This is a genomic window from Bradyrhizobium sp. CCBAU 11357 (assembly GCF_028128865.1).
Classification (GTDB): domain Bacteria; phylum Pseudomonadota; class Alphaproteobacteria; order Rhizobiales; family Xanthobacteraceae; genus Bradyrhizobium.
On sequence record NZ_LBJW01000110.1, the window covers coordinates 155,353 to 181,684 of the forward strand.

Genomic DNA, 26,332 nt, shown 5'->3' on the forward strand with positions numbered 1-26,332 from the left:
TGTTCAATAGTTCTTGAACCAATTGACAGCGAAATCGCCTCGTTCGATAGTTCAATGAATCTTGAACATAGGGATCATCTCCAATGAGCGTGTTCTGGCTGGCCCTGGCGGCCTTCGCGATCGGCACTGAAGGCTTTGTCATCGCTGGGCTTTTGCCGGCGATCGCCACCGACCTGTCGATTTCCGTCTCGGCCGCGGGCCAATTGGTCACGGCCTACGCCCTCACCTATGCGGTGGGCTCGCCCATCCTCGCGGTGGCATTCAACAATATCGATCGCCGGACCGTGCTGGCATTGGCGCTTTCGACCTTCATCGCCGGCAACCTCGCCGCGATGGTCGCGTCCAACTATGCCCTGCTGCTGGCCGCGCGGATGCTGATGGCGCTGGGCTCGGGGCTGTGCATGCCGACGGCGCTTGCCGTCTCCGTGGCGGTCGCCGCGCCCGAACGGCGCGGCCGCGCGGTGGCGCTCGTCACCACGGGCCTCACGGTTGCGACCGTGGTCGGCGTTCCCTTCGGCAATCTCGTCGGCAGCCTGTTCGGCTGGCGTGCAACCTTTGCCATGGTCGCCCTGATCGGCGCCGTTGCGCTCGCCGGCCTGCTGCTCGGGCTGCCACGCGGCCTGCCGCGCAATACGGCCTCTCTCGGCGAGAGGCTGGCGGTGGCGCGCCATCGCAACGTTGTGGTCGCGCTGCTGATCACGATGTTGTGGGCCCTGGGCGGCTTCACGGTGTTCACTTATTTCGCAGTCCCGCTGCGCGGCCTCGGCTTCGACGCCTCGCAGATCAGCCTTGCTCTGCTGGTGTTCGGCGGCGCGGCGGCGATCGGGAACATGTTCGGCGGCGTCTTGGCCGACCGGCTCGGCACGCTCGCGACCGCAGGCCTCGGGCTCGCCGGCATGGCGGGCGCCCTGATCCTGCATTCGCTGGTCCTGAAGCTGATGCCCGCACAGGCGCATTATGCGGTGCTCGGCACGATCTTCCTCTGGGGCCTCTCGGGCTGGGCGTTCTATCCAGCCCAGATCGCCAGCATCATCCGGATCGAGCCGCAGGCCTCGATGATCGCGCTCTCGCTCAACGCCTCGTCGATGTATCTCGGCTTCGCCATCGGTGGAGCGCTCGGCGGCGCCGTGCTGGCCACCCTGTCGCCCACCGACCTCGGCTGGATCGGTGGAACGAGCGTTGCGGCCTCGCTTCTGGTGCACCTCGCCCGCGGCTGGCAGGCACGGCCAAAACCGGTCAAAATTGCCGGTTGATGGGCGTTTTTCGGGGTTTCGCCGCCCCGAAAACTGGTCTAAGACCCACCCGCGCGCGAGGGAAGACCCCGCGCTCTCGCAAAAGGGACGCGCGGCAAGCGCGCCCTTTTTTTGTGCCCAAATTCCACTTCGGCGAGAGTTGATGCCCAAACGTACAGACATCACCACCATCCTGATCATCGGCGCCGGCCCCATCGTGATCGGCCAGGCCTGCGAGTTCGACTATTCCGGCACGCAGGCGGTGAAGACGTTGAAGGAAGAGGGCTATCGCATCGTCCTCGTCAATTCCAACCCGGCCACCATCATGACCGACCCGGAATTGGCGGATGCGACCTATATCGAGCCGATCACGCCCGAGATCGTCGCCAAGATCATCGAGAAGGAACGTTACGTCATTCCCGGCGGCTTCGCGCTGCTGCCGACCATGGGCGGCCAGACCGCGCTGAACTGCGCGTTGTCGCTGCGCCGTCAGGGCACCCTGGAGAAGTTCGACGTCGAGATGATCGGCGCCACCGCCGATGCCATCGACAAGGCCGAAGACCGCCAGCTGTTCCGGGAGGCCATGACCAAGATCGGGCTCGAGACGCCGAAGTCGCGGCTCGCCAACGCCTCCGCCCTGAAGAAGTCTTTCCGCGACAAGCACCAGGCCGAACGCGAGAAGCTGTCAGGCGCAGCTCTCGAAGAGCACGATCGGCAATGGACGCTGGGCGAAGGTGACCGCCGCAAGCGCTACCAGGAATACGCCTTCGGGCAGGCCATGATGGCGCTGTCCGAGATCGGCCTGCCCGCGATCATTCGTCCCTCCTTCACCATGGGCGGCACCGGCGGCGGCATCGCCTACAACAAGGAAGAGTTCCTCGACATCATCGAGCGTGGCCTCGACGCGTCTCCCACCAACGAAGTGCTGATCGAAGAATCCGTGCTCGGCTGGAAAGAGTACGAGATGGAGGTGGTGCGCGACAAGAAGGACAATTGCATCATCGTCTGCTCGATCGAGAACCTCGACCCGATGGGCGTGCACACCGGCGATTCCATCACCGTGGCGCCGGCGCTGACGCTGACGGACAAGGAATACCAGATCATGCGCGACGCCTCGCTGGCGGTGCTGCGCGAGATCGGGGTCGAGACCGGCGGCTCCAACGTGCAGTTCGGCGTCAATCCCGAGGACGGCCGCATGGTCGTCATCGAGATGAATCCGCGCGTGTCGCGCTCCTCCGCGCTGGCCTCGAAAGCCACCGGCTTTCCGATCGCCAAGGTCGCCGCCAAGCTCGCGGTCGGCTACACGCTCGACGAGATCGCCAACGACATCACCGGCGGCGCAACACCGGCCTCGTTCGAGCCGACCATCGACTACGTGGTCACCAAGGTGCCGCGTTTTGCCTTCGAGAAATTCCCGGGCGCCTCGACCACGCTGACCACCTCGATGAAGTCGGTCGGCGAAGTCATGGCGATCGGCCGCACCTTCCAGGAAAGCCTGCAAAAGGCGCTGCGCGGGCTCGAGACCGGATTGACCGGGCTCGACGAGATCGAGATCGAGGGCCTCGGCCGCGACGACGACAAGAACGCGATCCGTGCCGCGCTCGGCACGCCGACGCCGAACCGCATTCTCCAGGTCGCCCAGGCCATGCGGCTCGGCTGGTCGAACGAAGACATCTTCAACTCCTGCAAGATCGATCCGTGGTTCCTTGCCGAGATGCGCGGCATCGTCGAGATGGAGGAGAAGGTCAGGAAGAACGGCCTGCCTGGCAATGCTTTCGGCATGCGCACCCTGAAGGCCATGGGCTTCTCCGACGCGCGGCTCGCCGTGCTGGCCGAGACGACTGAGGCCGAAGTCAAGGCGAAGCGCCACGCGCTCGGCGTTCACCCGGTGTACAAGCGTATCGACACCTGCGCGGCCGAGTTCGCCTCGCCGACCGCCTACATGTACTCGACCTACGAGGCTCCGTTCGCGGGTCTACCCGCGGACGAGAGCACGCCGTCCGACAAGAAGAAGGTCATCATTCTCGGCGGCGGTCCCAACCGCATCGGCCAGGGCATCGAGTTCGATTATTGCTGCTGTCACGCCTGCTTCGCGCTGCATGACGCCGGCTACGAATCCATCATGGTCAATTGCAATCCCGAGACGGTGTCGACCGATTACGACACCGCCGACCGGCTCTATTTCGAGCCGCTCACCGCCGAGGACGTGCTGGAGATCATCGCCAAGGAACGCAGCAAGGGCACGCTGCACGGCGTCATCGTGCAGTTCGGCGGCCAGACGCCGCTGAAGCTGGCGCGCGCGCTGGAAGCCGCCGAAGTGCCGATCCTCGGCACCTCGCCCGACGCCATCGACCTCGCCGAAGACCGCGACCGCTTCAAGCGCGTGCTCGACAAGCTTCGCCTCAAGCAGCCGAAGAACGGCATCGCCTATTCGGTCGAGCAGGCCCGCCTCGTCTCCGCCGATCTCGGCCTGCCGCTGGTGGTGCGCCCGTCCTACGTGCTGGGCGGCCGCGCGATGCAGATCATCCGCGAGGAGAACCAGCTCAACGACTATCTGCTCGGCACGTTGCCGGAGCTGGTGCCGGCCGACGTCAAGGCGCGCTATCCCAACGACAAGACCGGGCAGATCAACACCGTGCTCGGCAAGAACCCGCTGCTGTTCGACCGCTATCTGTCTGACGCCACGGAAATCGACGTCGACTGCCTCTGCGACGGCAAGGACACCTTCATCGTCGGCATCATGGAGCACATCGAGGAAGCCGGCATCCATTCCGGCGACAGCGCCTGCTCGCTTCCGCCGCACTCGCTCGATGCGAAAATGATCGAGGAGCTGGAGCGGCAGACCCGCGAGCTCGCGCTCGGCCTCGACGTCATCGGCCTGATGAACGTGCAATACGCCATCAAGGATGGCGAGATCTACGTGCTCGAGGTCAATCCGCGCGCCTCGCGCACCGTGCCGTTCGTCGCCAAGGTGATCGGCACGCCGGTCGCCAAGATCGCCGCGCGCATCATGGCCGGCGAGAAGCTCGCCGATTTCAGGCTGAAGAAGGCGACGCTCAAGCACGTCGGCGTCAAGGAATCGGTCTTCCCGTTCGCACGCTTCCCCGGCGTCGACACCGTGCTCGGCCCGGAGATGCGCTCGACCGGCGAGGTGATGGGCATCGACCGCTCGTTTGCGGTGGCCTTCGCCAAGAGTCAGCTCGGCGGCGGAACGCGGGTGCCGCGCAAGGGCACGGTGTTCGTCTCGGTGCGCGAAAGCGACAAGACGCGCATTGCGGATGCCGTCCGCGAATTGCATTCGCTCGGCTTCAAGGTGCTGGCGACCTCGGGCACCGCACGCTTCCTGACCGACCAGGGCATCCCGACCGAGAAGGTGAACAAGGTGCTGGAGGGGCGGCCGCACATCGTCGATGCCATCACCAATGGCGACGTCCAGCTCGTCTTCAACACCACCGAAGGCCCGCAGGCACTGGCCGACAGCCGCTCGCTGCGGCGCGCGGCCCTCTTGCATAAAGTGCCATATTACACCACTCTTTCCGGGGCCGTGGCGGCCGCGCAGGGCATCCGCGCCTATCTGGGCGGGGACCTTGAGGTTCGTACCCTGCAGAGCTACTTTTCGGAAACCTGATCGCTAGTGGCAGCGAAGCTTCCGCTAAGTGATTGGCAATGAAGCCACAATGGCCGGAGGAACTGTCCGGCCAGGTGGCAGTTCTGTTCCGGCGCGAAAGCCCATATCTGTCAAGGTCCGGCAGCCCCTCTTTGGGCTCTGGAGGACTGACGAATCAAGGTTGCGGCGCCCATCCGCATTCTGGGGCGCACGATCGAAGGACGAGAGAGACGATGGAAAAGGTTCCGATGACCCAGGCCGGCTTTGTCGCGCTCGGGGAAGAATTGAAGCAGCGCCAGTCCGTGGACCGTCCGCGGATTATCGAGCATATCGCCGAGGCGCGCTCGCACGGAGACCTGTCGGAGAACGCGGAATATCATGCCGCGAAGGAAGAGCAGTCGCACAATGAGGGCCGCATTGCCGAGCTCGAGGACAAGCTCGCGCGCGCCGACATCATCGACATCTCCAAGCTCTCCGGCGACACCATCAAGTTCGGCGCCACCGTGACGCTGGTCGATGAGGACACCGAGAAGAAGACGGTGTGGCAGATCGTCGGCGAGGTCGAGGCGGACGCCAAAAAGGGCCGCATCTCGATCACCTCGCCGCTCGCACGCGCCTTGATCGGCAAGAAGAAGGGCGCCACGGTCGAGGTCAACACGCCAGGCGGCGCCAAGGCGTACGAGATCACCAAGGTGGAGTGGCGGTAAGGATTTGCCGCTGCGCTGACGTTTCGAAAGGCCGCGCGACGCGCGGCCTTTTTGTTTCAGCGGGTTGCTGGGGTTGTGGTGGACACACGCTCTCACCACACGTCCTCGCGAGTGCAGCGAAGCAATCCAGACTGCCGCTGCGGAAAGACTCTGGATTGCTTCGCTGCGCTCGCAATGACGGAGTGTGGAGCAACAACACGCAACAATCTCATGTCCCGGACGCGCTGCAGCGCCTTTGGCGTTGCTGCGCAGAGCCGGGATCCAGAAAGCAGTGTGTCACGCGGTGATAAGATGGGCCCCGGCTCTGCAGCGCATCGCCGAAGAGCGCTGCGCTGCGTCCGGGGCACGAGAACGCGCGCGCTATCGCCGCCCCTTCACCTCCAGCGGCACGGCCGCCTCGTATTTCGAATTGTGCAACACCAATGACGTGCGCACGTTGCGGACATGCGGCGCCGCGGTCAGGTGCGTCACGAAATCCTGGAAGGTCGCCATGTCGGGGGCGACGCATTTCAGGATGAAATCGACCTCACCGGACAGCATCCAGCATTCCCGCACCAAAGGCTCGGCGCGGACGAACTCCTCGAACGCGCGCAAATCCGCCTCGGCCTGACTGGACAGGTGCACGGCGGCAAAAACGGTGACGTCGAAGCCCAACTTGCGTGCGTCCAGGAGGCCGCGATAGCCGTGGACATAGCCCTCCTCCTCCAGCGCCCGGACGCGGCGCAGACAGGGGGGCGGCGAGATGCCGACGCGTTTGGCCAACTCGACATTGGTGATTCGACCGTCGGCCTGAATCTCGGCGAGAATTTTCAGGTCGATCTCGTCTAGGTTCCGCGACACGTGATTGGAACTCCTGGCCTTTGCGGCGGTATTGGATGATTTGTCGAAATCCTCATAGCCTAACCCGCACAGCTAGCGCAATTTTATTGCGCGTGCAGCGCAATCGACTTTTGTTCCCTGTTGGAAAAATCCGCCGAGAGGGAATGCAATTCTTGCATGGCTCGCCAGAAGGCTTAGATTAGCTCTGATATTTCAGCGCCTCCGCGAGGCCTCCCGGCACATTCCGCGCCCGCGCTGCAAATCCCCCGTGAAAGGCGTCCATCGAAATGTCCGCTCCTGTTCATGCAAAGGTCGTCATCATCGGCTCCGGCCCGGCCGGCTATACCGCCGCGATCTACGCCGCGCGCGCGATGCTGGAGCCGATCCTGATCCAGGGCATCCAGCCCGGCGGACAGCTCACCATCACCACCGACGTCGAGAACTATCCCGGCTTCGCCGACGTGATCCAGGGCCCCTGGCTGATGGAGCAGATGGAGAAGCAGGCGGTCCATGTCGGCACCAAGATCGTCACCGATCTGGTCACCAAGCTGGAGACGGCGCGGCGGCCGTTCCGCCTCACCTGCGACAGCGGCGACGTCTATCTCGCCGAGACCGTGATCCTGGCCACCGGCGCGCAAGCGCGCTGGCTCGGGCTGCCGTCGGAAGCCAAGTTCCAGGGCGGCGGCGTGTCGGCCTGCGCCACCTGCGACGGCTTCTTCTACCGCGGCAAGGAGGTGATCGTGGTCGGCGGCGGCAACACCGCGGTCGAGGAAGCCCTGTACCTCACCAACCATGCCTCGCAAGTCACGATCGTGCATCGTCGCGATCACTTCCGGGCCGAGCGCATCCTGCAGGAGCGTCTGTTCAAGCATCCGAAGATCAAGGTGATCTGGGACGCCGCCGTCGACGAGATCTGCGGCACCGAGAACCCCAACAAGGTCACCCATGTCCGGCTCAAGAACGTCAAGACCGGCGCGCTCACGGACGTGAAGGCCGACGGCATCTTCATCGCCATCGGCCATGCGCCGGCGACCGAGCTCGTCCAGGATCAGGTCAAGCTGAAGCCCTCGGGCTATATCGAGGTCGCCCCGAACTCGACCGCGACCTCGGTGCCTGGCCTGTTCGCCGCCGGCGACGTCGCCGACGAAACCTATCGCCAGGCCGTGACGGCCGCCGGCCTCGGCTGCATGGCCGCACTCGAAGCCGAACGTTTCTTGGCCCTTCGCGCCAGCGAGCGCGCGGCAGCGGAATAGAATCATGCCCCGAACACGCGACGGATTTACGGATATGGACTGGGACAAGCTGAAGGTGTTTCACGCCGCGGCGGAAGCGGGCAGCTTCACGCATGCGGGCGAGCAGCTCGGCCTGTCGCAATCGGCGGTATCGCGCCAGGTCTCGGCGCTGGAGCAGGAGCTCTCGGTCTCGCTGTTCCACCGCCACGCCCGCGGCCTGATCCTCACCGAGCAGGGCGACCTGTTGTTCCGCACCGCGCATGACGTGTTCATGCAGCTGCAGGCGGCGCGCGCCAAGCTGACCGACAGCCGCGAGCGGCCGAGCGGCGATCTCAAGATCACCACCACGCCCGGCGTCGGCATCAACTGGCTGATCCCGCGGCTCGGCGAATTCACCGCGCTCTATCCCGAGATCCGCATCTCGTTGATCGTCACCGACGAGGAGCTCGATCTGTCGATGCGCGAGGCGGACGTTGCGATCCGCACCCGCAAGCCGACGCAGCCGGATCTGATCCAGCGCAAGCTGTTCGCGATGGGCTTCCACGCCTATTGCTCGCCGGAATACATCAAGCGCTTCGGCACGCCGCGCACGCTGGAGGAGCTCGACTCCCACCGCATCATCACGCTGTCGGACGGCAACTTCGCGCCGCACCTGCAGAACCGCAACTGGCTGATCGAAGCCGGGCGCAACGGCTCGGGTCCGCGCGAAGCCTATTTCAAGGTCAACAACATCCTCGGTCTCGTGCGCGCCTGCGCGCAGGGCCTCGGCATCGCCGCCCTGCCCGATTACCTGGTCGAGGAGCAGAGCAAGCTCGTGCAGCTGTTCGGCGAGTCGGATTCGATCCAGCTCGACACCTACTTCGTCTATCCCGAGGAGTTGAAGACGGTCGCGCGCGTGCAGGTGTTCCGCGACTTCGTGGTGAGCAAGGCGCAACGCTGGCCGTCCTGATTTCCGCATGACTGACATGCGGCCTCGGCGGTTGCTGCAAGGCGCTCGGCAAGCTCATAATGTTTGCACGCTGAGCCTTCGCGTTGCGCATTTGTCCCCCTCCTCCAGTGGCGCGGGAGTTCAGTAATCCCTCTTGGAAGGTGATTGTGTCGGCCTCACGTGGCCAATACCTAAGCCGGGCCCTCGGGTCCGGCTTTTTTTCGTCAAAATGTGGCTTCGCGCTCCGCGTGTATTGACAGTTCCACCTATCCCCCGCATCATTTCCGAATGATCACGAAGTCGTGCGCAATCTCGTTCGAGGCCATCGTCTCGAAAAAAGGCCCCCATCCCGGGGCCTCGGATCTTTGCGCGCATTAGCTGACTTCGTCATCGCTGCAAATCTTCGAAAACCCCGCCGCCTGGACGGGGTTTTTTCATGTGCCCTCCGTCTCAGGCTTTTTCCCGAGAAGGAGATGGAAACATGACCGGACTACGAGATCATTTGCACGGGCTGTGGCTGCCGCTGGTGACGCCGTTCCAGGACGGCGCGCTGGATGAGAGGTCGCTGCGGCGGCTGACCCGGCACTACGGCGCGCACGGCATCGACGGCTTCATCCTGGGCGCGACCTCCGGTGAAGGCATGACGCTGCGCGCGGCCGAGCTCGAACGTCTCGTCGCCGTGGTGCGGGAGGAGATGGCGGCCGGCGGCTGCAACCTGCCGATCTGCCTCGGTCTGTCGGGCGCGGACACCTCGCGTCTGCAGGAGCGCCTCGACGAGACCGCGGACTGGCCGATCGACGGTTACCTGATCGCCAGCCCCTATTATGTGCGGCCGTCGCAGCGCGGCCTGCTGGCGCATTTCGAGACGCTCGCCGACCATGCGGCATGGCCGATCGCGCTCTACAACATTCCCTATCGCTGCGCGGTCAACATCACCAACCAGACCATGCTGCGGCTGGCCGAGCACAAGAACATCATCGGCCTGAAGGATTGCGGCGCGAGCCGCGAGCAATCGATCGCGCTCTTGCGCGACCGGCCGAAGGACTTTCGCGTGCTCACTGGCGAGGACGCCAATTATCTCGAGGCGCTCGGTGACGGCGCCGACGGCGGCATCGTGCTGTCAGCCCATGTCGAGACCGCGACGTTCGCAGCCGTGTACACGGAGGCGAAGCGCGGCAACCACGATGCGGCGCTGGCGCGCTGGCACGAGGTCGCCGAGCTGACGCGGCTGTTGTTCGCCGAGCCGAGCCCCGCGCCGGCGAAGTACTGGCTGTGGCGATCAGGCCTGATCGACAGCCCGGAGGTGCGCCTGCCGATGGTGGAAGTGAGCAGCGAGCTCGCGGCAACGATCGATCGCGAGATCGAGCGACGGATGAAGGTCGCGGCGTAGCGGCTTGCTTCGCCTCTCCCCGTAAGAACGGGGAGAGGGAGCGAGAGCGCTGCGCGTGGTTAACCGCGCCCCAACGGCCTTCGCAGCTGCCGCAATCCGCATCCACGTCTCGTTTACGCGACCGCGCCTATCGTTCTCTTCAAAGTCACCGAAGGGGGAATGACCATGGGGTATCGCAACCGGCCTACGGCCGCGAGCCAGTTCGCGCCCGCCGATCTCTTGCGGGGAATTCTCGTCGTCTCGTCGTTCGGGTTCTGGGCCGTGATGCTCGGCCTGATGCCGGTGTTGCTGTTTCGCGTCTGGCTGGTCGGCTGAGGCCGGCGCGCGGGATGGTTAATCCGTGGTAGCGCCTGTGTTCAAAATCCACTGGTCGATGCGATCCGGATCTTAAAACATCGCTGCTATCACTGACGCCCATAAGCGAAGAAATCGCGGGGGCGTTTGTGAATAGTCAGAATGAAGTGGCGTCGCATTTCGACGCAGAACAGCAGGGCTTTACCACCGAGGACATTGTCTGGGCCGTCGGCATCTGGTCGGTGATCCTGACCCTGTCGCCGGTCATCGTGTTCTACATGCTGATGGTGGCGTGAGGGAAAGCCCGGAAACGCAAAACGCGCGGACGTCCCGCGCGTTTTTCGCCGCTCGAAATGAAACAATGAAAAATCAAGCAGCCTGCTTGTGCATTGCGCCGGATGCCGACGCCGTGCCGCGAATAGCCTTCACCGAACGCTCGATCGCCGCCCAGAGCCTTGCGATTTCCTGAGCCGCACGGCTCTCGGCCTGATACTCGCGCGCGCCTTCGCCGTGGCTCAGCGCCATCAGCAAATCCGAACGATTGGTGATCTGGCCGCCCCACACCGGAGCGCGGAATTTCGCCAGGGCTTCGCGGGCGATGGTGACGATCGGGCTTTCGGCTTCGTCGCGCTTGGCCGGAGCACCGTTGAGCACGACCGCGTAGGGCTTGCGCGCCGCGCGGCACATCTGGATGGTTTCCTGCACGGCGTTGACGTCGAACACGCCGGGACGCGCCGGGATGACCACCATGGTGGCGTTCTTGATCGCGTCGTCGACGACGGCCGACAGGTTCGGCGGCGTGTCGATCAACACCCATTCATAACCGTCGCGCTTGGCAGCGGAGACGATGCCGCTGACGGAGTTGACGGCCGCCTTGATCGGCGGCTCGTTGGTGCCGCGCAGCTTGTGCCACAACGTGAGCGAGCCCTGCGGATCGGCATCCACGAGCATGACCTGCTTGCTTGCCTTGATCTGCGCAGCAAGATGTGCAGCCAGGGTACTCTTGCCCGAGCCGCCTTTACGCGATGCAAAAACAATGACGTTCATACCTTCGGCCTCCAGATTGACCCCAGGCCGCGAAAATGAATCACGCCGCTGATTCGGGAAAGAAAAATTTGTCGGGGGCCGCGCGACAGCCACGAAATAACAAGACGTGTTGGCTTTTGAGTCACACTGCTTCGCAGGATAAAGACACGGGCCGCAACGAAAGGCCGCTCGTGGAGGGCGTCTGTGTGTTTTTTGAGCAACGAGGCGGAAAATGAAATGCAACCTTGCCGCGTAAACCCGCCAGCGACTCTTTTCGAGCGCCCACGCGCGTCAATCGGCGAAGGCCTGCCGGCGCTGTGCGAACAAAACGAGTCCGGCGGCCTAGGCGCCTAGCCTTGGCTGGATTTCTTCTTCGCCGCCGGCTTGCTGTTCTTCTTGGCGGTCTTCGGCGCGATGCTGGTCGGCTTGCCGGCACGGGACTGGCCGGGCTCCGGTCCGCGGCGGAAGAACACCGCGCATTGCGGCGAGAGCTGCGCCTTCTTCTTGATCATGCAGGCGGTGATGGCATCGACATTCGGGACGAACTCGCCGCACAGCCGCATCGCATCCGGCGTGCAGGCCTGCTGCTCCTCCTGGGTGTAGGCGAAACCGGCGCGCGGCAGCGCCAGGACGGCCAGGGCAAGCGCGAGGCTTGCAACGGCCGAGGGCTTAGCAAAGGACTTCAAGCGAAACGCCGGCATCGATCCCCCCACATGACGAGTCGGTTACGAATAGTGGGTGAACGGCGGTTCGTTGGCAACCGAGGGGGGATGCGAAAGGTCGGACGTGTGCGGTCTCGGCAACAGGGCGGGGGCGGGCTCCCAGCCGCTGTCGTCGCCCGGCCTTGTGCGCAATTGCGCACTGGACCGGGCGACCCAGTATTCCAGAGACGTCGAACGTTCCCTGAGAGGCCGCGGCGTACTGGATCCCCCGCCTGCGCGGGGGATGACGGCTGTGGGCGGAGAGAGTCTGTGCCCTCAAACAAAGAACTGCGAAAACAACCCCATGCGCAGTAGCCAAGTCATTGCAAACACTCACGTCGCCAAATTTTAGGATTTTTCGAAGCCAGGTTTGACTCGTCGGGCAAAACAGGGGCAAGATGTCACCATCAAAATGCGCGTGGATGGTGCTCGTTCTCCCGCGCTGATCAGAAGCGAGCGGGAGTGGAGGCGATCACATGACGGGGAATGAGGCGGAGCTGCCGCTGTCGGGCGTGACGGTGGTTTCGCTGGAGCAGGCGATCGCGGCGCCGCTGGCGAGCCGGCACCTCGCCGATTGGGGCGCGCGGGTGATCAAGATCGAGCGGCCGGGCACTGGGGATTTCTGCCGCGACTACGATCATGTGATGAACGGCATGTCGAGCCAGTTCGTCTGGACCAACCGCTCCAAGGAAAGCCTCGCCATCGACATCAAGAGCCCCGAAGGGCGCAAGGTGCTCGACGCCCTGCTGCCGCGGGCGGACGTGTTCATCCAGAATCTCGCGCCCGGCGCGGCGGAGCGGCTCGGCCTCGATGCCCCTTCGCTGCTGCGCAAGTTTCCGCGCCTGATCGCCTGTGACGTCTCGGGCTATGGCACGGGCGGGCCCTACAGCGACAAGAAGGCCTATGATCTGCTGGTGCAGTGCGAGGCCGGCGTGCTCGCCATCAACGGCACCGAGGCGGAGCCGGCCAAGGTCGGGCTTTCCGTCGTCGATATCGCCACCGGCATGTACATCCTGAACGGCGTGCTGATGGCGCTGTACGCCCGCGAGCGGACCGGCAAGGGCACGGCGTTCCAGGCCTCGCTGTTCGATTCCATCACGGACTGGATGAGCTATCCCGCGTTCTACACCGAGAGTACGGGCCGGCCGCTGCCGCGCACCGGCGCCAGGCACGCGACGATCGCGCCTTACGGCCCGTTCCGCGTCGGCGACGGAACGACCGTCTTCTTCGGCATCCAGAACGACCGGGAATGGCGGTCGCTGTGCCGCATCGTGCTCGGCGATGCCGCACTTGCCGACGACCTGCGCTTCCGCACCAATCCGCTGCGCATGCAGAACCGCGACGATTTGCAGGCGCATATCGAGCGGCGCTTTGCAGCCATGACCAGCGAGGAGGTGCTGCGGCTGCTGGACGAAGCCGCGATTGCCAACGCGCACCTGAATTCGGTCGAGGCTTTCCTGCAGCATGAGCAGCTGCATGCCCGCGCGCGGGTGAGAAGCGTGGGATCGCCGTGCGGACCGGTGATGAGCTTCTTGCCCGCGCTCACCCTTCCCGGCGTGACGCCGCGGATGGATCCGGTGCCTGATGTCGGCGAGCACAACGCGTCGATCCTCGGCGAACTCGGCCTCGGTGAGGGAACGTGAGAATGGCTTCGCTCCGGCCGACGCGGGCCTATCTCGCCGTTCCCGCGCATCGCGCCCGTCTCGTCGCCAAGGCGGCGGCATCATCGGCGGACGCGGTGTTCATGGACCTCGAAGACGCCGTGCCGGCAGGCGAGAAGGCGCTCGCGCTGGCGGAAGCCGTCCGCGCGCTGTCCTCGCTGGACTGGGGCCACAAGCACGTCGCGGTCAGGCTCAATGCGGTCGACAGCCCGTTCATCGCCGAGGAGATCCGCACCCTGGCGGCCCTGCCCCGGCTGGATGCCGTGATCGTGCCGAAGGCGGAGCGGGTGAGCGACATCGTCGCCATCGCCGATCGCTTCCGCGCAGCCGCGCCGGATCGCGCCGCGCCTGTTACGCTCGAGCTGCTGATCGAGACGGCGCTCGGTCTCGTCAATGTCGACGCCCTCGCCGCCTGCCACGACAGCGTCGCCGCGCTGCATCTCGGCGTCGGCGACCTCGCAGCCTCGCTCGGCGCCCGCACCTCCGACATCGGTATTTCGCCGGATGGCTACCGCCATGTCGGCTCCGCGCAGAGCGGCTACGCCGCCGCGCCGCTCGACCTGTTCGCCTATCCGATGATGCGCCTCCTCGTCGCGGCTCGCGCGCGGGGCCTGCGCGCGATCGACGGCCCCTGCGGCGCGTTCCGCGATGCCAGGCTGACCGAGGCCAGCGCGCAAAAGGCCGCGGCGATGGGCTTTGACGGCAAGCAGGTGATCCATCCCGACCAGATCGAGCCGACGCTGCGCGCGTTCACGCCCTCGGCCGAGGAGCTGGCCCAGGCGCGGCGGGTGGTCGAGGCGATGGAGACTGCCGAGGCGAACGGCCAGGGTGCGGTGACGCTGGACGGCAAGATGATCGACTATGCCAATGTGCGGATGGCGCGCCGGATCATCGAGCTGGGATCGTAGCGGCCTTGAGGCTGAGTCCCCCTGCGGCGCATCCTTCGAGACGCCCGCTTCGCGGGCCCTCAGGATGAGGACGGAGTGCGCGGCAACAGTTTCGAATGCGCAACGATGCAGCTGAGCCTCATCCTGAGAGGCTGCGAAGCGGCTTACTGCTTCGGTTCAGCTCGCGCTTCCAGCCCGCGAAGCTGTGTCCCGACAGTCAAGTCACCGATCTTACGGCCCATGTCCTTTCCGACCTCCGTCGAGAAACGGTAATGGAAACCGGCATAGATGCGGGCATTTGCGACCTCATCGCTATAATCCTGGAGCTTGGTCCATTTGCGAGTCACCCCTGGCGCAGTGGGGCTGGTCATCGTCAGCTCTCCGACCTCGTCGCCCGCGATGGACCGGAGAACCGTGGAAACCGCCGCCGATACGATGCAGTGGGCGCAGGGGTATTCGGGATGCAACGGCGTTTCACCCAGCGGCAACCAGGACGGTTCGCGTGGCGTCATCGGGTTGTGCGTGATGTCCGCATTGCGTATGGCCGTTACAGGACGCCAGAAGTTGTAATGGTACTTCGCATCAAGGACGGCAACGATTGCGTCGTTCGCAGCGATCTCGGTGAGGGCGAAGAGGCGCGAGCAGTCAACGACGTCCATGTGCTTGGCCAAGGCGACCTGCCGGACGATTGGATTGAAGCTGGGAGGCCCGACCAGAAACCAGACTCGTCCGATCGCGGTCTGCTCTGCCGTTCGGGTGGTGCTGTTGCGAGCGCCGAGCTCCCGAATTTCGTTGACGTCTCTGGTCCAGGTCTCGGAATCAAGCGCCGGTGGTGGCGCTGGACGGAATTGTGAGACGGATGTCATGACCCAAGGGGACATTCTTCCAACCGTCGTGCCGATCGGCACCACGGTCGGCACATAGGCCCCCGGGGCTGTATAGGGACGATAGGTCTCCTGGACGTCACTGCCGTCATCCCTGCGCAACGCTATCACGCCGGAAGCGGCAATCTTTCCAAGCTCGATTCCATTCGCCTTTCCCTCCGTGTCCGGAATGCCGGAAAGCGATGCAATCAATGCCGCATCAAGGGCAGATTTCTGGTCCGGATAGATCGTGAGAAGAATGTTGTAAGCCGCAGTCGATGCTGCGGCTTCCTTGGACGTGGAGCGGTCTGCTACGAGATCCAGCTTGTATGGCGTGTATCGCCTGTCGATCGCGTTGACGGCCTCGAACATGGCAACGTGAAGCATCGACATCGTGCGGGCCTGTGGCACAGGCAGCACCTTCTTTTCGGCGGCAATCGCATCTGCTTTCGCGTTCCAGTCCATGATGACATCGGCACGCGCAGTGCCGATGCAGACTGCAAGAGTGGCGACGATCAGGAATGGAGATTTCGTTGCAAGAAACGTCTTCATCTTCATGCTCCTCGTTGTTTCAACAGAGAGCGACATCTTGTACGGATGAGCCGCGCAAGAACGTAGAAGTGCAGAACGATCTTAAGATTGCAGCAAGCCCGCTGCTGTGAAACAGCTTACACTGTCCTCGCTTTCGCCGAAAAAGAGTTTGAGGTCGCGCCCCAAAGAGTAAGATCGACTGCCTTACGTGATGCACGACCTGCAATCTCGGCAGTCTTCGAACAATCATCACACCCTTTGCGCACTCGGGCTCGCCGCCGGCGCTGATCAAGCTCGGCATCTATTTCGTCTCGCGCGAGGTGAAGAGCGAGCGGCTGAGCATTTTGGTGATGCGTGCCGCTCCAGCTTTCGGCAATGCCAGTCGCTGCGTTCGTCTGGCAAGATTGCTCGACCCGGCCGCCGGCGTCATCGTGCTGTTCGCGGCGATGCCGACCGGCGCGAACGCGTACATTTTTGCTGTGCTGTATCAGCGGCTGGTGAACCCGGTGTCGGGCGCAGTGGCGCTGGGGACGCTGCTGGCGGCGGTGACGTTGCCGGTGGTGGTGCAGGTGGTAGCGAGGTGAGGTAGCGCCGCGCCGACAGAAACTCAGCTGCCGGGTTTACAATGCTCGGCATCACCAACCGACGGCGAGCATTTTGACTCTGGCCTAGGCAGCCCAGTCCATGATCGCGTCGATGAAGGTCTTGGCCTGGCGGATCGCGTCGAGCCTCGTCGCACAGACACCGACCGACACTGTTCGGCCCTTTCCGACAGTCCACTTCCAACCAGCTGGGTAGCTCATTTCAACGATTGTGAAGCTTACGCCGCGATGTTCCACGGAGAACCTCCGCTAACATGTTGCTGTGTCTGAAAAGGCTACTCCAAACGGCAAATTTGTCCAGCCGAACGCAGGCCCACAATCCGCTCGCGCGGCTTGGATATAAGCGTTCAGGAGAGCGGAGACTTTCCGGGAAACTCAAGCGGCTCGCATAGCACTGCGCGGGATTACGGCGACAGGAGTTGCGGTGACAAAATCGATGTTGCCCGATGTTGAGTTTCTTGCACTGTCACCGAAATAGTGTCCGGCGCAGTGGCGCTGGGGACGCTGCTGCGGCGGTGACGTTGCCGGTGGTGGTGTGGCTGGTAGCGAGGTGAGGTAGCGCAGCACGGTTCCAATCATTTTGCCTTTGCACGCAAAGGTCGCTAGGCTGCCCCGATACACATTGCAGGGAGGGGCCCATGGCACAGCGCGAAGAGATGCTCGCATTGATCAAGACCGCTTACGACGCGCGCGGCAAGGGCGACATCGAGGGCTTGGTGACGGCTTTTCATCCCGAGGGCCACTTCACCTTGATGGGCGACAAGGGCGCGCTCGAACTGACGGGACGCATGGAGGGGCACCCGACCCTGCGCGCGGCTTTCGCTCAATTCGCTGACACCTTCGGCTTCGAAAGCCGCGAGATCCTGGCTGAACTGGTCGACGGAGATCGCGTCGCAGGTCCATTCCCGGGTCGTCGTTCGCTACAATCCAGGCGGAAAGACTTTCAGCACCGAGATCCTGGACCTGTTCAGATTTCAGGATGGCAAGATCGTCGAGTTGATCGAGTTTGCGGACACGGCGCAGATCAAGGCGGTGATTGCGTGACGGGCGACGATGGATTGAAGCGTCCTCGCGCTACGCCAGATGATGAATGTCAGTCGGCTCCGGTTCTGCACCGGCTGCCGTCAACATCGCGTGGATCTGCCCTCGATGGTGGGTCTGGTGATTGAAGAGTTGAATAGCAACGAGGGTCTTTGGCTTCTCGATCCGAGTTGAACCGTCCCCAGGATACCAAACAAGCATCCCGTTCAGGTCCGCGTCGCGCAACCGCGCTGACCACGCTTCGATGTCCTCGTTCCGTTGCAACCGGAGCGCCTTGAAGGCCTCCCAATCCGACGGATTTGTGAGGGAATGCTTGATGATTTCCTCTGGACGCTCGTTCCCCTTCAGTCGCTCCAGTATCAGGGCATCAGCCCAATAGAGATGGTTCAATGTAGCTGCGATCGACCGGAAGAACGCACCCCGATCCTTCCAGCGATCCTCGTGGCTCAGCCCGTCCGCGGCAGTTACCAAAGAGGCGTTCTGCCAAGTGTTGTAGCGGGCCATAAGGCGGCAGTATTCGGCTGAGATCATTTTCTCAGGGTCCAAAGGTAGGCGATGTTGGTGGCACGCCCCGCGGAATCTGAAGTTTGACGCACTGTCACCGCAATTAGACGATCTTCAATCCGACGAGTTATACTCAGTTTCTCGAAATGAGTATAACTCTCGGAGTCTTGTGCACGGTCATCGTAATTGAGAGTGCTCGGAGAAGTGCCTTAGGCCGGAAATTCATATCTAATGGGTGTGTAGGGCCGTCCAACTTGAAAGCTATAAGCTTCGGATGGATGCCAGGCAGGCGCTTCCGCCAATTCGAAGAACGAGTTGATATCTTCTCGATACTTGAAACCGCTTCGTCCGAACTGAGCAAACAACATCACCGCACAACCGCATAGGGCCTGCAGCGCGTTTATCAGCGTCGCCCGAGGGAACTGGTTCTCCCGATCATGTTTCACTGCCTGGTAAGCATCATACCAAGCCAAGTCTTTCGTCGGTGTCGTGCTGGTTGATCGCCATGCATCGAAAGGCCTGAATGAGCCGAGCCAGGGATAAAATGGAAGCCGAATTGCGTACTCTCGTAGCCTGAGCACATCGGCCAGTTTGACATAGTCTGTTGTACTGTTGGCTCGAACACCGTGCGTCACAAGCACGCCCTTCCAATGTGCCTCCACCTCAGTCGCCGCCAAGATAAGGAGATTGCGTATCTCGTAGCCGAACGCACTGAAGTTGGTTTCCGCTGGATGGATAACCCTGAGGATGGCATCAAGTTGGTAACGAAGTGCAGCAAGTTGGCCACGACTCAGCTCGATGAGAGCGCGCTCGTCATGGTTGGCTGGGTTGCTACCCGGACTTTCTGAGGGATGCTGAGAGTTGGGTCGAGACATCCGGGGGTAATACTGCCCAGGCGCCAAGTCTAGTAGGTGGAACGACCATCTTTCTCTCGTTGCCTTTATTGCATCCAGCGGATCCGTACCTTCCGGTACTTCGGCACTCTCTTGCGCACCGTCGGCTCTTGCGACGACCCGTGCTCCGTCTTCCACAGCCCATAGAGCCGTCGTTCCCGTGGGGTGAAGTCCAAGGTAATACCGCATGCTATCGGGCCAATATCGGTGAGATCGCCAGAATTAAAATCTTGCTACGCCGAGCTTATCATAGGTGATCCATTTCGATGATATTAGGTAATTCCGCAGGGCCGGATTGGAGGGCTCGTCGCGGAGGTCAAGAGTGCGACCCTGAATGAGATGCGCGCAACTACAGGTTAGAAGAGCCCGGGAACCATCGAATCGGGTAGAAAAAGGGGATGACGCCGTTTGAATTGAGCCTCGGACACGAGCTGGAAATCGAGCGGCAGCGCTTCGATAGTGATTGGTTATTCCAGTGGCATAACATTCGCTCCGAAAAGCGGATTGTAGACGTTCCTGATTATCGGGGCGGTCGAATAGCAATAGGCGGCCTCAGGTTTGAGGGCCAGCCCCAGTCGATCTATTGGCAGGCTCTGGGGCGATACATGAGCGGCAAGGTCCACGAGATATTCCAAAGATGGGATCGGGACACCGGCACCTACCCACCAGCGCTGAGGCGATCGTCGTTAGAAGGAACTGAGAAGCTGTTGCGGCAGTTCGTAGCGGCGCTGATGGAGCGCGCGCACTCGACAGATCAAGCCCTCCGTGGAGAAGGTACCCCCAAGACTGACAAGGCCCTAGAAGGCAGCGCCGCACACAGTCACGCCAACGTCGAGATTCTTCGGTTGAAGCAAGCTCACGAGGCTCTGTTACCGGCTGTCAGCGAGTCTCCTAGCGGACCGAATTTTCGTAGCAGGATAATTGAGGCTTTGAATATCAAGCCGGGCATGTTCGGGATGAACATCGATCTCAAGAAGCTATTTTGGCGAGAGAAGAGATAGATGGAGACTTGGCAAAATGATTGCCACCGCTGGTACAGTTGGGTGGGCTCGAACCACCGACCTCCTGTTCCACAGACAGGCGCTCTAACCAACTGAGCTACAACTGCATCCTTGCGAGCCGCGCCTTGGGCTGCCTGAAAAGGCCTGTTGCCTGAGGGGGCTGAACGGGGCGGAAACTAGGTGCAACGGCCCGGTTTGGCAAGGCCGCAAAACCCGATATTTCCCCTCTTAAACACCAGGAAACCAGGTCGATCGGCCGGGCGGGATCACCTCTACCCGGCGGGGAGAGGTGGACGGAGTGCTGGGCGCGAGCGGAGCGAACCCATTCAAAAGAAAAAACCCGGGCCTTTCGGCCCGGGCTTCGCAACTCACACCAATCCGACCGCTCAGGCGGCGGACGGATAGTACTTCGAAGCGCTGGCCTTGATGGGCTCGGCGGTCTCGGCGGCGACGCGCTGGGTGAGCTCGACCAGCTCCTTGGCCTGGGCCTGGTAGGTCTCGAGCTGCTTGCGGGCGTGGCCGGTCCACAGCTCCATCGCTTCCGTCGGCGACTTGGCGCCGAACAGGTGCTGGGCGAAGTCGAGCTGGGCGCTCGAATTGGCCTTCATGAACTCGACCAGCTTGGCGGTGTACTCGCTCGCGCCCTTGGAGGCGGAGGTGAACACGGCCTCGACGGTGCCGTTGTGGGTCTCGGCGGCGTCCTTGAACTTGGCGTAGTTCTCACGGGCCTGCGCCGCGCCCTTCTCGGCGAACGCACGCATCTGCTCGGGAACCTCGAACGGGATGATCGAGGCAGAAAACGGATCAGTCGCACCTGTCATGTTGGTCCCTCACGCTAATTGAAAAAATGGAGTGAGCCTTCTGGCGCGCCCGCCGGCCCCGACCATGGGCCCTCGCATTGAGCGGGAACGAAGACTGGAAACGCGAAACAATTCGAGATGGCTCGCCCAGCGCCAGCAGTATGGCTGCCTATCATGTCAACATTGTGCATCGCAACGCGGCAGCGACGTGCGGTGCGATTTAATCTCGGGGAGGATGAGGTTCCTGGGCTGGGGAACCGGGGGTTGAGGGGCAGGTGGGGCGGCTCTTCAATTCCGCTTGCGGGAGAGGTCGGATCGCCCCGGCGATGCGAAGCATCGTCCGGCGCGATCCGGGTGAGGGCTCTTTCTTCTGGGGGAGTCTTCGTCGTCGAGACACCCTCTCCCCAACCCTCCCCCGCAAGCGGGGGAGGGAGCGCACCTTTGTCGGGGCACTCAGCGCGTCTAACCCGCCGGCCCGGCCCGCACCCTACGAATCCCTTGGATGCAACATCGGCTCGGCTTGCGAGGTGGGCGGGATTAAGGTTATCGCCGCTTGGGGGGCGCTTGCGGGCTTTGGGCCGTGGACCTGGTCGCGCCTTCCGGGCGATACTAACCCTTTCTTAAGGCTGTCATTCCCGGCAGCCGCCACACCTGATGCGTGAGATGCAGCCGGCCTGATGACGCGTTCGGATTTCCAGTTGCGAGGGGTGGGCGATCCGCGGCTGGCCGTGCATGCGACCTCTGCCCTGCCGGCCTGGCTGTGGTCGACCGACGGCGCGCGCGTGCTGTGGGCCAATCCGGTCGGCGCAAAACTGTTCGGCGCGGCCAACAGCGCCGGCCTCGCGGACAAGGTGTTCGGCCCCGCCGACAGCCATCGCCGCCAGGTCGTCAGGCTGGCCCGCCAGCTGCCGGCGAACGGCGCGGTGCGGCTCGAGCGGCTGCGCGGCTTCGGCGCCCGGCTCGGCACTCTGATGACCTGCGGCTGCGCGCGGCTCGATTTTGCCGATGGCGGCCATGCGGTGCTCGTCATCGCGATGGACCCGACGCTGCGCACGATGCCGCTGGTCGAGCGGCTGCATCGGCTGGTCGCCGGCGCCAAGGTGCCGATGGCGGCGTTCGCGCCGGACGGTTTGTTCGTCGGCGCGAGCGAGGCCGCCCACGCCCTGCTCGGCTTTCGCGATCTGTTCGAGGCCGGTCTCGACCGGGCGCGCAACGATGCGCTGGCAAGCGGCCGCGCCGCGACGCCGATCGGCATCGGCCAGATGGTGCTGCAACGGGTCGGCAGCGGCGCCGATGTCGGCCTGGTCGCGCTGATCGAGCCGGGCGCCACCACAGGGGCGCGTGATGCCGCGCCGGAGGTCACGCCCGTCGCACGGCCGGACCCAGTGCCGGATCACGCGCAGCCTGCGCCGCCGGACGAGGCGCCGTCTGCGATCGCGCTGTTCGATGCTTTCGCCGAGCCGGCCGAGGCACCGGTCGAGACGAACGCGCCTGATGTCCCCGAGGCGCCCAAAACTCCGGTTGAAAACCAGCCGCAAGCCATTGTGTCGCCGCAGCCCGCGCCGATCAATGCGGGCATGGTCGAGCCGACTTCGGGCCAGCATTCTTCGGGCCAGCACTCTTCAGGCCATGACTCTTCGGGCCAGCAAGAGCCGGCCGCACCGCGTCAGCATCCGCTGCGCTTCCTCTGGCAGATGGATGAAGAGGGCCGCTTTGTGCTCGGCTCCGATGACTTCATCCGCCTGATGGGCACGCACACCGCCGCCGGCTTCGGCCGCCCCTGGCGCGAGATCGCCGCGGAATTCTCGCTCGATCCCGAGGGGCGCGTGGCCAAGGCGCTCGACAGCAAGGATACCTGGGCCGGCATCACAGTGAACTGGCCGGCCGACGGCGGCGAGCACATTCCGGTCGAGCTCGCGGGCCTGCCGGTCTACGACCGCAACCGCAACTTCGCCGGCTTCCGCGGCTTTGGCGTCTGCCGCGATCTCGATGCGCTCAACCGGCTCGAGGCGCTCAGGCGCTTCGAGCTGCTCGTCGAACCTCTGGCGCAGGATCGCTCCACTGAGGCCGTCGCGCCCGATGCGGCGGCCGAGCCTGAAGCGGCGGCGGAAACAGAGGTTGAGGGCGAAGCAGTGGCGGCGCCGCCGCCGATCGCGCCATCCGAGCCCGAGCCGCAAGCCGAGCCTGACCTGCCCGAGTCCACAAGCGAGACGACTTCACACCCAACCGAACTGGACACGCCCGTGGAAACGCCTCCCAATGTCGTGCCGTTCCGCCCGCACGGCGATGCGCGGTCCCCGACGCTGACGCCGGTCGAGAACAGCGCGTTCAACGAGCTCGCGCGGCAATTGTCCGAGCGGCTCGAACGCGAGCGCGAGAGCATCGCCACCGACGCGGCCGAGCCGGTGGCGGAAATCACAGCCGAAGCGCCAGTGCCCGAGCCGGAGCCGCCGCAGGCTGCAGCCGAGTGGCTGACCGAGCCGGCAATGCCACCGCGCGGGATGAGCGCACGCGACCGCACGCTGCTCGACCTGTTGCCGACGGGCATCCTGATCTATCGGCTCGACCGCCTGCTCTACGCCAATCCAGCCTTCCTCGCGCGCATGGACTATGACAGCCTGACCGCGCTGGAGCACGCCGGCGGGCTGGATGCGCTCTATGTCGAGCCGGGCGTGTCGGCGACCAGCAGCACCTCGCAAGGCGGCACGCCTGTGACGATCAGCGCGGCGGTTGCGAATGGCGACGCACCGCTTCCGACGACGGAAGCGCATCTGCACACCATCGACTGGGACGGCGACGGCGCGCATGCGCTGATCTGCGCGCTGCCGGAGGCGGCACCGATCGCCGCGCCTGCCGTTGCGGAGACCGTGGTGGAAGCAGAATCTGACGCAGCTGACGCAGGTGACGCAGCTGACGCGGAGCCAGCGGCCGGCGAAGCCGAGGCCGAGGATCTCGCCGCCATCCTCGACACCACGGCCGAGGGCATCGTGATGTTCGATGCCGAAGGCAACATCCACGCCTGCAACCGCAGCGCGGAGGCGCTGTTCGGCTATGACGGCGAGGCGCTGCTGCAGCAGAATCTGCTGACGCTGTTCGCGCCCGAGAGCCAGCAGATCGTCGCCGATTATCTGCAAAGCCTGAAGAGCCAGGACATCTCCAGCCTGCTCGATCACGGCCGCGAGGTGCTGGGCCGCGAGAAGAAGGGCGGCGTCATTCCGCTCGCGATGATCATGGGCCGCACGCGCCCCGAAGGGCCGAACTTCTTCGCCGTGTTCCGCGATCTCTCGCACGCCAAGAAGGGCGAGAGCGAATTGACCCAGGCCCGCCGCCTCGTCGACGGTGCGGCGAATGCCAAGGCCGACATGCTGGCGCGGATCAGCCACGAGATCCGCACGCCGCTCAACGCCATCATCGGCTTTGCCGAGGTGATGATCTCCGAGCGCTTCGGCGCACTCGGCAACGAGCGCTACGGCGAATACATGAAGGACATCCGCGCCTCCGGCGAGCGCGTCATCGCCATCATCGACGATTTGCTGGAGCTGTCGCGGATCGAGACCGGCAAGCTGGATCTGAATTTTTCGAATCTGAACCTCAACGACCTGGTCGAAGCCTGCGTGACGGTGATGCAGCCGCAGGCCAATCGCGAGCGCATCATCATCCGCACCTCGCTCGCCCATGCGCTGCCGCAGGTGAGCGTCGATGCGCGCGCGATGCGGCAGATCACCATGAACCTGATCTCGAACTCGATCCGGCTTGCCAGCGCCGGCGGCCAGGTCATCGTCTCGACCGCGCTGACCGACCGCGGCGAGATCGCGCTGCGCATCCGCGACACCGGCCATGGCCTTTCCGAGCGCGAGGTCGCCGCCGCCATGGAGCCGTTCCGCACCCCGCCGCCGGGCGACGCCGCCGACAGCTCGGCACTGAGCCTGTCGCTGACCAAAGCGCTGGTCGAAGCCAACCGCGCGCGGTTCAACATCAAGAGCGCCGGCCATGGCACGCTGATCGAGGTGGTGCTCGCGCCAGCGCTGGCGGGGGCGTAGGGCTCCGCCGTCATTGCGAGCGGAGCGAAGCAATCCAGGCTGCCGCCGCGGAAAGACTCTGGATTGCTTCGCTGCGCTCGCAATGACGAAGGGCACGGCTTGCGCCGTGCCCTTCGCAATTCAGGCGATGATTCGGATCAGCTGTAGATCTCGAACAGGCCGGCGCCGCCCTGGCCGCCGCCGATGCACATCGTCACCACGCCCCACTTGGCCTTGCGGCGGGCGCCTTCCTGCAGCAGATGGCCGGTGAGACGGGCGCCGGTCATGCCGAAGGGATGGCCGATCGCGATCGAGCCGCCGTTGACGTTGTACTTGGCGGGATCGATGCCGAGCTGGTCGCGGCAATACAGGCACTGGCTGGCAAAGGCCTCGTTGAGCTCCCACAGATCGATGTCGTCGATCTTGAGGCCGGTGCGCTTCAGGAGCTTCGGAATCGCGAACACCGGGCCGATGCCCATCTCGTCCGGCTCGCAGCCGGCGGTGGCCCAGGCGACGAAGCGGCCGAGCGGCTTGAGGCCGCGCTTCTCGGCGTCCTTGGCCTCCATCAGCACCACGGCGGCGGCGCCGTCGGAGAGCTGGCTGGCGTTGCCGGCGGTGACGAACTTGCCGGGGCCCTTCACCGGCTCGAGCTTTGCCAATCCTTCCATCGTGGTGTCGGGGCGATTGCATTCGTCGCGATCGACGACGTAATCGACGATCGACTCCGCCTTGGTCTGCTTGTCGACGACCTTCATCTTGGTCTTCATCGGGACGATCTCGTCCTTGAACTTGTTCGCCTGCTGCGCCGCAGCCATGCGGCGCTGCGATTCCAGCGAGAACTCGTCCTGATATTCACGGCTGAGCTTGTAGCGCTCGGCAACGATGTCGGCGGTGTCGATCATCGCCATGAAAATGTCGGGGGCGACCTTGAGCAGCTCCGGGTCGATCGATTCCTTCGGCGAGCCGCCGCCCGGGATCGAGATGCTCTCGACGCCGCCGGCGACGATGCAATCGGCGCCGTCGGAGCGGATCGAGTTCGCGGCCATCGCGATGGTCTGCAGGCCCGAGGAGCAGAAGCGGTTCACCGACACGCCGGCGGTGGTCTTCGGCAGGCCGGCGAGCAGCGCGGCCTGGCGGCCGATGTTCGGCGCGCCATGGGCGCAATTGCCGAGATAGCAGTCCTCGACATAGTCCTTCTCGACGCCGGCGCGGTCCACCGCGTGGTGAATGGCGTGGGCCGCGAGCGACATCGGCGGCGTGATGTTGAACCCGCCGCGGCCGGATTTCGCCAGGCCCGTGCGCGCATAGGAAACGATGACGGCTTCACGCATTGTTTTCTCCCTTGTCGAACGATTTTGAACGGAGCGTAGGTACGAGGCGTTCTGGCGCCATTGGTACACAAAGTCAGGAGGTCGCGGGAAAATAAAACGCCGCCCCCCGGTGAAGGAAGCGGCGTTGTTCCGCGGGTCGGAATATGTCTGTAGAGGGCGAAGGAAATCGACTCCGTCGGCTCGCTGTATCACCTCTCCCCGGCGGGGAGAGGTCGGATTGCTTTGGCGCGCAATTGCGCGCCTGAGCAATCCGGGTGAGGGGC

23 protein-coding genes and 1 tRNA gene are annotated in these 26,332 nt (G+C 63.9%); 14 read left to right on the forward strand and 10 right to left on the reverse strand.

Annotated features, from left to right (window positions below; genetic code table 11):
• Positions 1–83 precede the first annotated feature (83 nt).
• From XI05_RS30895 to greA, 3 genes are all read left to right on the forward strand, one after another.
• The gene (locus XI05_RS30895) at positions 84–1,253 is read left to right on the forward strand and encodes an MFS transporter (RefSeq protein WP_271508894.1); all 1,170 of its coding nucleotides are present in this window, start codon (positions 84–86) and stop codon (positions 1,251–1,253) included.
• A 142-nt stretch (positions 1,254–1,395) separates the two neighbouring features.
• Complete coding sequence (gene carB, locus XI05_RS30900) at positions 1,396–4,860, forward strand: carbamoyl-phosphate synthase large subunit (RefSeq protein ID WP_271508896.1); 3,465 nt, start codon at positions 1,396–1,398, stop codon at positions 4,858–4,860.
• A 212-nt stretch (positions 4,861–5,072) separates the two neighbouring features.
• Positions 5,073–5,546 (forward strand): transcription elongation factor GreA, encoded by a 474-nt coding sequence (gene greA / locus XI05_RS30905; RefSeq protein WP_036009537.1) that lies wholly within the window; start codon positions 5,073–5,075, stop codon positions 5,544–5,546.
• Between the two features lie 360 nt (positions 5,547–5,906).
• Here greA and XI05_RS30910 read toward each other — a convergent pair whose 3' ends face one another.
• Positions 5,907–6,386: an Lrp/AsnC family transcriptional regulator gene (locus tag XI05_RS30910; protein ID WP_172788989.1), complete on the reverse strand. Its 480-nt coding sequence runs from the start codon at positions 6,384–6,386 to the stop codon at positions 5,907–5,909.
• 266 nt (positions 6,387–6,652) lie between these two features.
• Between XI05_RS30910 and trxB the strand changes: the two genes are divergently transcribed.
• The 5 genes from trxB to XI05_RS30935 all read left to right on the forward strand — a co-directional run bounded on the left by trxB (position 6,653) and on the right by XI05_RS30935 (position 10,505).
• Positions 6,653–7,618 carry a thioredoxin-disulfide reductase gene (gene trxB / locus XI05_RS30915; RefSeq protein WP_271508898.1) on the forward strand — a complete coding sequence of 322 codons (966 nt, stop codon included), beginning with the start codon at positions 6,653–6,655 and terminating at the stop codon, positions 7,616–7,618.
• Between the two features lie 4 nt (positions 7,619–7,622).
• Positions 7,623–8,546: a LysR family transcriptional regulator gene (locus tag XI05_RS30920; protein WP_025032176.1), complete on the forward strand. Its 924-nt coding sequence runs from the start codon at positions 7,623–7,625 to the stop codon at positions 8,544–8,546.
• Between the two features lie 460 nt (positions 8,547–9,006).
• A complete protein-coding gene (gene dapA, locus XI05_RS30925) occupies positions 9,007–9,915 on the forward strand; it encodes a 4-hydroxy-tetrahydrodipicolinate synthase (protein ID WP_271508901.1) in 909 nt (302 codons plus the stop codon).
• Positions 9,916–10,074: 159 nt separating this feature from the next.
• Positions 10,075–10,230 (forward strand): hypothetical protein, encoded by a 156-nt coding sequence (locus tag XI05_RS30930; RefSeq protein WP_172788974.1) that lies wholly within the window; start codon positions 10,075–10,077, stop codon positions 10,228–10,230.
• 128 nt (positions 10,231–10,358) lie between these two features.
• Positions 10,359–10,505, forward strand: coding sequence for a hypothetical protein (locus XI05_RS30935; protein WP_271508904.1), 147 nt, complete (start codon positions 10,359–10,361; stop codon positions 10,503–10,505).
• 73 nt (positions 10,506–10,578) lie between these two features.
• Here the strand turns inward: XI05_RS30935 and XI05_RS30940 are convergent, their stop codons facing one another.
• Positions 10,579–11,256: a ParA family protein gene (locus XI05_RS30940; protein ID WP_025032179.1), complete on the reverse strand. Its 678-nt coding sequence runs from the start codon at positions 11,254–11,256 to the stop codon at positions 10,579–10,581.
• A 329-nt stretch (positions 11,257–11,585) separates the two neighbouring features.
• Complete coding sequence (locus XI05_RS30945) at positions 11,586–11,936, reverse strand: hypothetical protein (RefSeq protein ID WP_271508907.1); 351 nt, start codon at positions 11,934–11,936, stop codon at positions 11,586–11,588.
• A 476-nt stretch (positions 11,937–12,412) separates the two neighbouring features.
• Here XI05_RS30945 and XI05_RS30950 point away from each other — a divergent pair, with 476 nt between their 5' ends.
• Positions 12,413–13,579 (forward strand): CaiB/BaiF CoA transferase family protein, encoded by a 1,167-nt coding sequence (locus tag XI05_RS30950; protein ID WP_271508910.1) that lies wholly within the window; start codon positions 12,413–12,415, stop codon positions 13,577–13,579.
• 2 nt (positions 13,580–13,581) lie between these two features.
• Complete coding sequence (locus XI05_RS30955) at positions 13,582–14,505, forward strand: HpcH/HpaI aldolase/citrate lyase family protein (protein ID WP_271508913.1); 924 nt, start codon at positions 13,582–13,584, stop codon at positions 14,503–14,505.
• Positions 14,506–14,648: 143 nt separating this feature from the next.
• On the opposite strand, the gene XI05_RS30960 is transcribed toward XI05_RS30955, so the two are convergent.
• Positions 14,649–15,899 carry a vanadium-dependent haloperoxidase gene (locus tag XI05_RS30960; protein ID WP_271508925.1) on the reverse strand — a complete coding sequence of 417 codons (1,251 nt, stop codon included), beginning with the start codon at positions 15,897–15,899 and terminating at the stop codon, positions 14,649–14,651.
• 329 nt (positions 15,900–16,228) lie between these two features.
• Between XI05_RS30960 and XI05_RS30965 the strand changes: the two genes are divergently transcribed.
• Positions 16,229–16,462, forward strand: a complete 234-nt coding sequence (locus XI05_RS30965) for a hypothetical protein (protein WP_271508931.1) — start codon at positions 16,229–16,231, stop codon at positions 16,460–16,462.
• A gap of 84 nt (positions 16,463–16,546) precedes the next feature.
• Here XI05_RS30965 and XI05_RS30970 read toward each other — a convergent pair whose 3' ends face one another.
• Entirely contained in the window at positions 16,547–16,681 is a 135-nt protein-coding gene (locus tag XI05_RS30970; protein WP_271508933.1) for a hypothetical protein, read from the reverse strand.
• A gap of 437 nt (positions 16,682–17,118) precedes the next feature.
• On the opposite strand from XI05_RS30970, the gene XI05_RS30975 reads away from it, so the two are divergent.
• Positions 17,119–17,649: a nuclear transport factor 2 family protein gene (locus XI05_RS30975; RefSeq protein ID WP_271508935.1), complete on the forward strand. Its 531-nt coding sequence runs from the start codon at positions 17,119–17,121 to the stop codon at positions 17,647–17,649.
• Here XI05_RS30975 and XI05_RS30980 read toward each other — a convergent pair.
• Positions 17,555–18,052: a DinB family protein gene (locus tag XI05_RS30980; protein WP_333940039.1), complete on the reverse strand. Its 498-nt coding sequence runs from the start codon at positions 18,050–18,052 to the stop codon at positions 17,555–17,557. The genes XI05_RS30975 and XI05_RS30980 overlap by 95 nt on opposite strands.
• A 182-nt stretch (positions 18,053–18,234) precedes the next feature.
• Positions 18,235–18,900: a hypothetical protein gene (locus tag XI05_RS30985; RefSeq protein WP_271508938.1), complete on the reverse strand. Its 666-nt coding sequence runs from the start codon at positions 18,898–18,900 to the stop codon at positions 18,235–18,237.
• Between the two features lie 416 nt (positions 18,901–19,316).
• On the opposite strand from XI05_RS30985, the gene XI05_RS30990 reads away from it, so the two are divergent.
• Positions 19,317–19,919, forward strand: a complete 603-nt coding sequence (locus XI05_RS30990; protein ID WP_271508941.1) for a hypothetical protein — start codon at positions 19,317–19,319, stop codon at positions 19,917–19,919.
• A 30-nt stretch (positions 19,920–19,949) separates the two neighbouring features.
• Here XI05_RS30990 and XI05_RS30995 read toward each other — a convergent pair.
• Together XI05_RS30995 and XI05_RS31000 are read right to left on the reverse strand one after the other, a co-directional pair.
• Positions 19,950–20,026: transfer RNA gene (locus XI05_RS30995), tRNA-His, on the reverse strand.
• A 279-nt stretch (positions 20,027–20,305) separates the two neighbouring features.
• Positions 20,306–20,740 (reverse strand): phasin, encoded by a 435-nt coding sequence (locus XI05_RS31000; protein WP_271508943.1) that lies wholly within the window; start codon positions 20,738–20,740, stop codon positions 20,306–20,308.
• Positions 20,741–21,396: 656 nt separating this feature from the next.
• On the opposite strand from XI05_RS31000, the gene XI05_RS31005 reads away from it, so the two are divergent.
• A complete protein-coding gene (locus tag XI05_RS31005; RefSeq protein ID WP_271508945.1) occupies positions 21,397–24,759 on the forward strand; it encodes a PAS domain S-box protein in 3,363 nt (1,120 codons plus the stop codon).
• A gap of 137 nt (positions 24,760–24,896) precedes the next feature.
• On the opposite strand, the gene XI05_RS31010 is transcribed toward XI05_RS31005, so the two are convergent.
• A complete protein-coding gene (locus XI05_RS31010; RefSeq protein WP_172788976.1) occupies positions 24,897–26,069 on the reverse strand; it encodes a thiolase family protein in 1,173 nt (390 codons plus the stop codon).
• Positions 26,070–26,332: the final 263 nt, after the last annotated feature.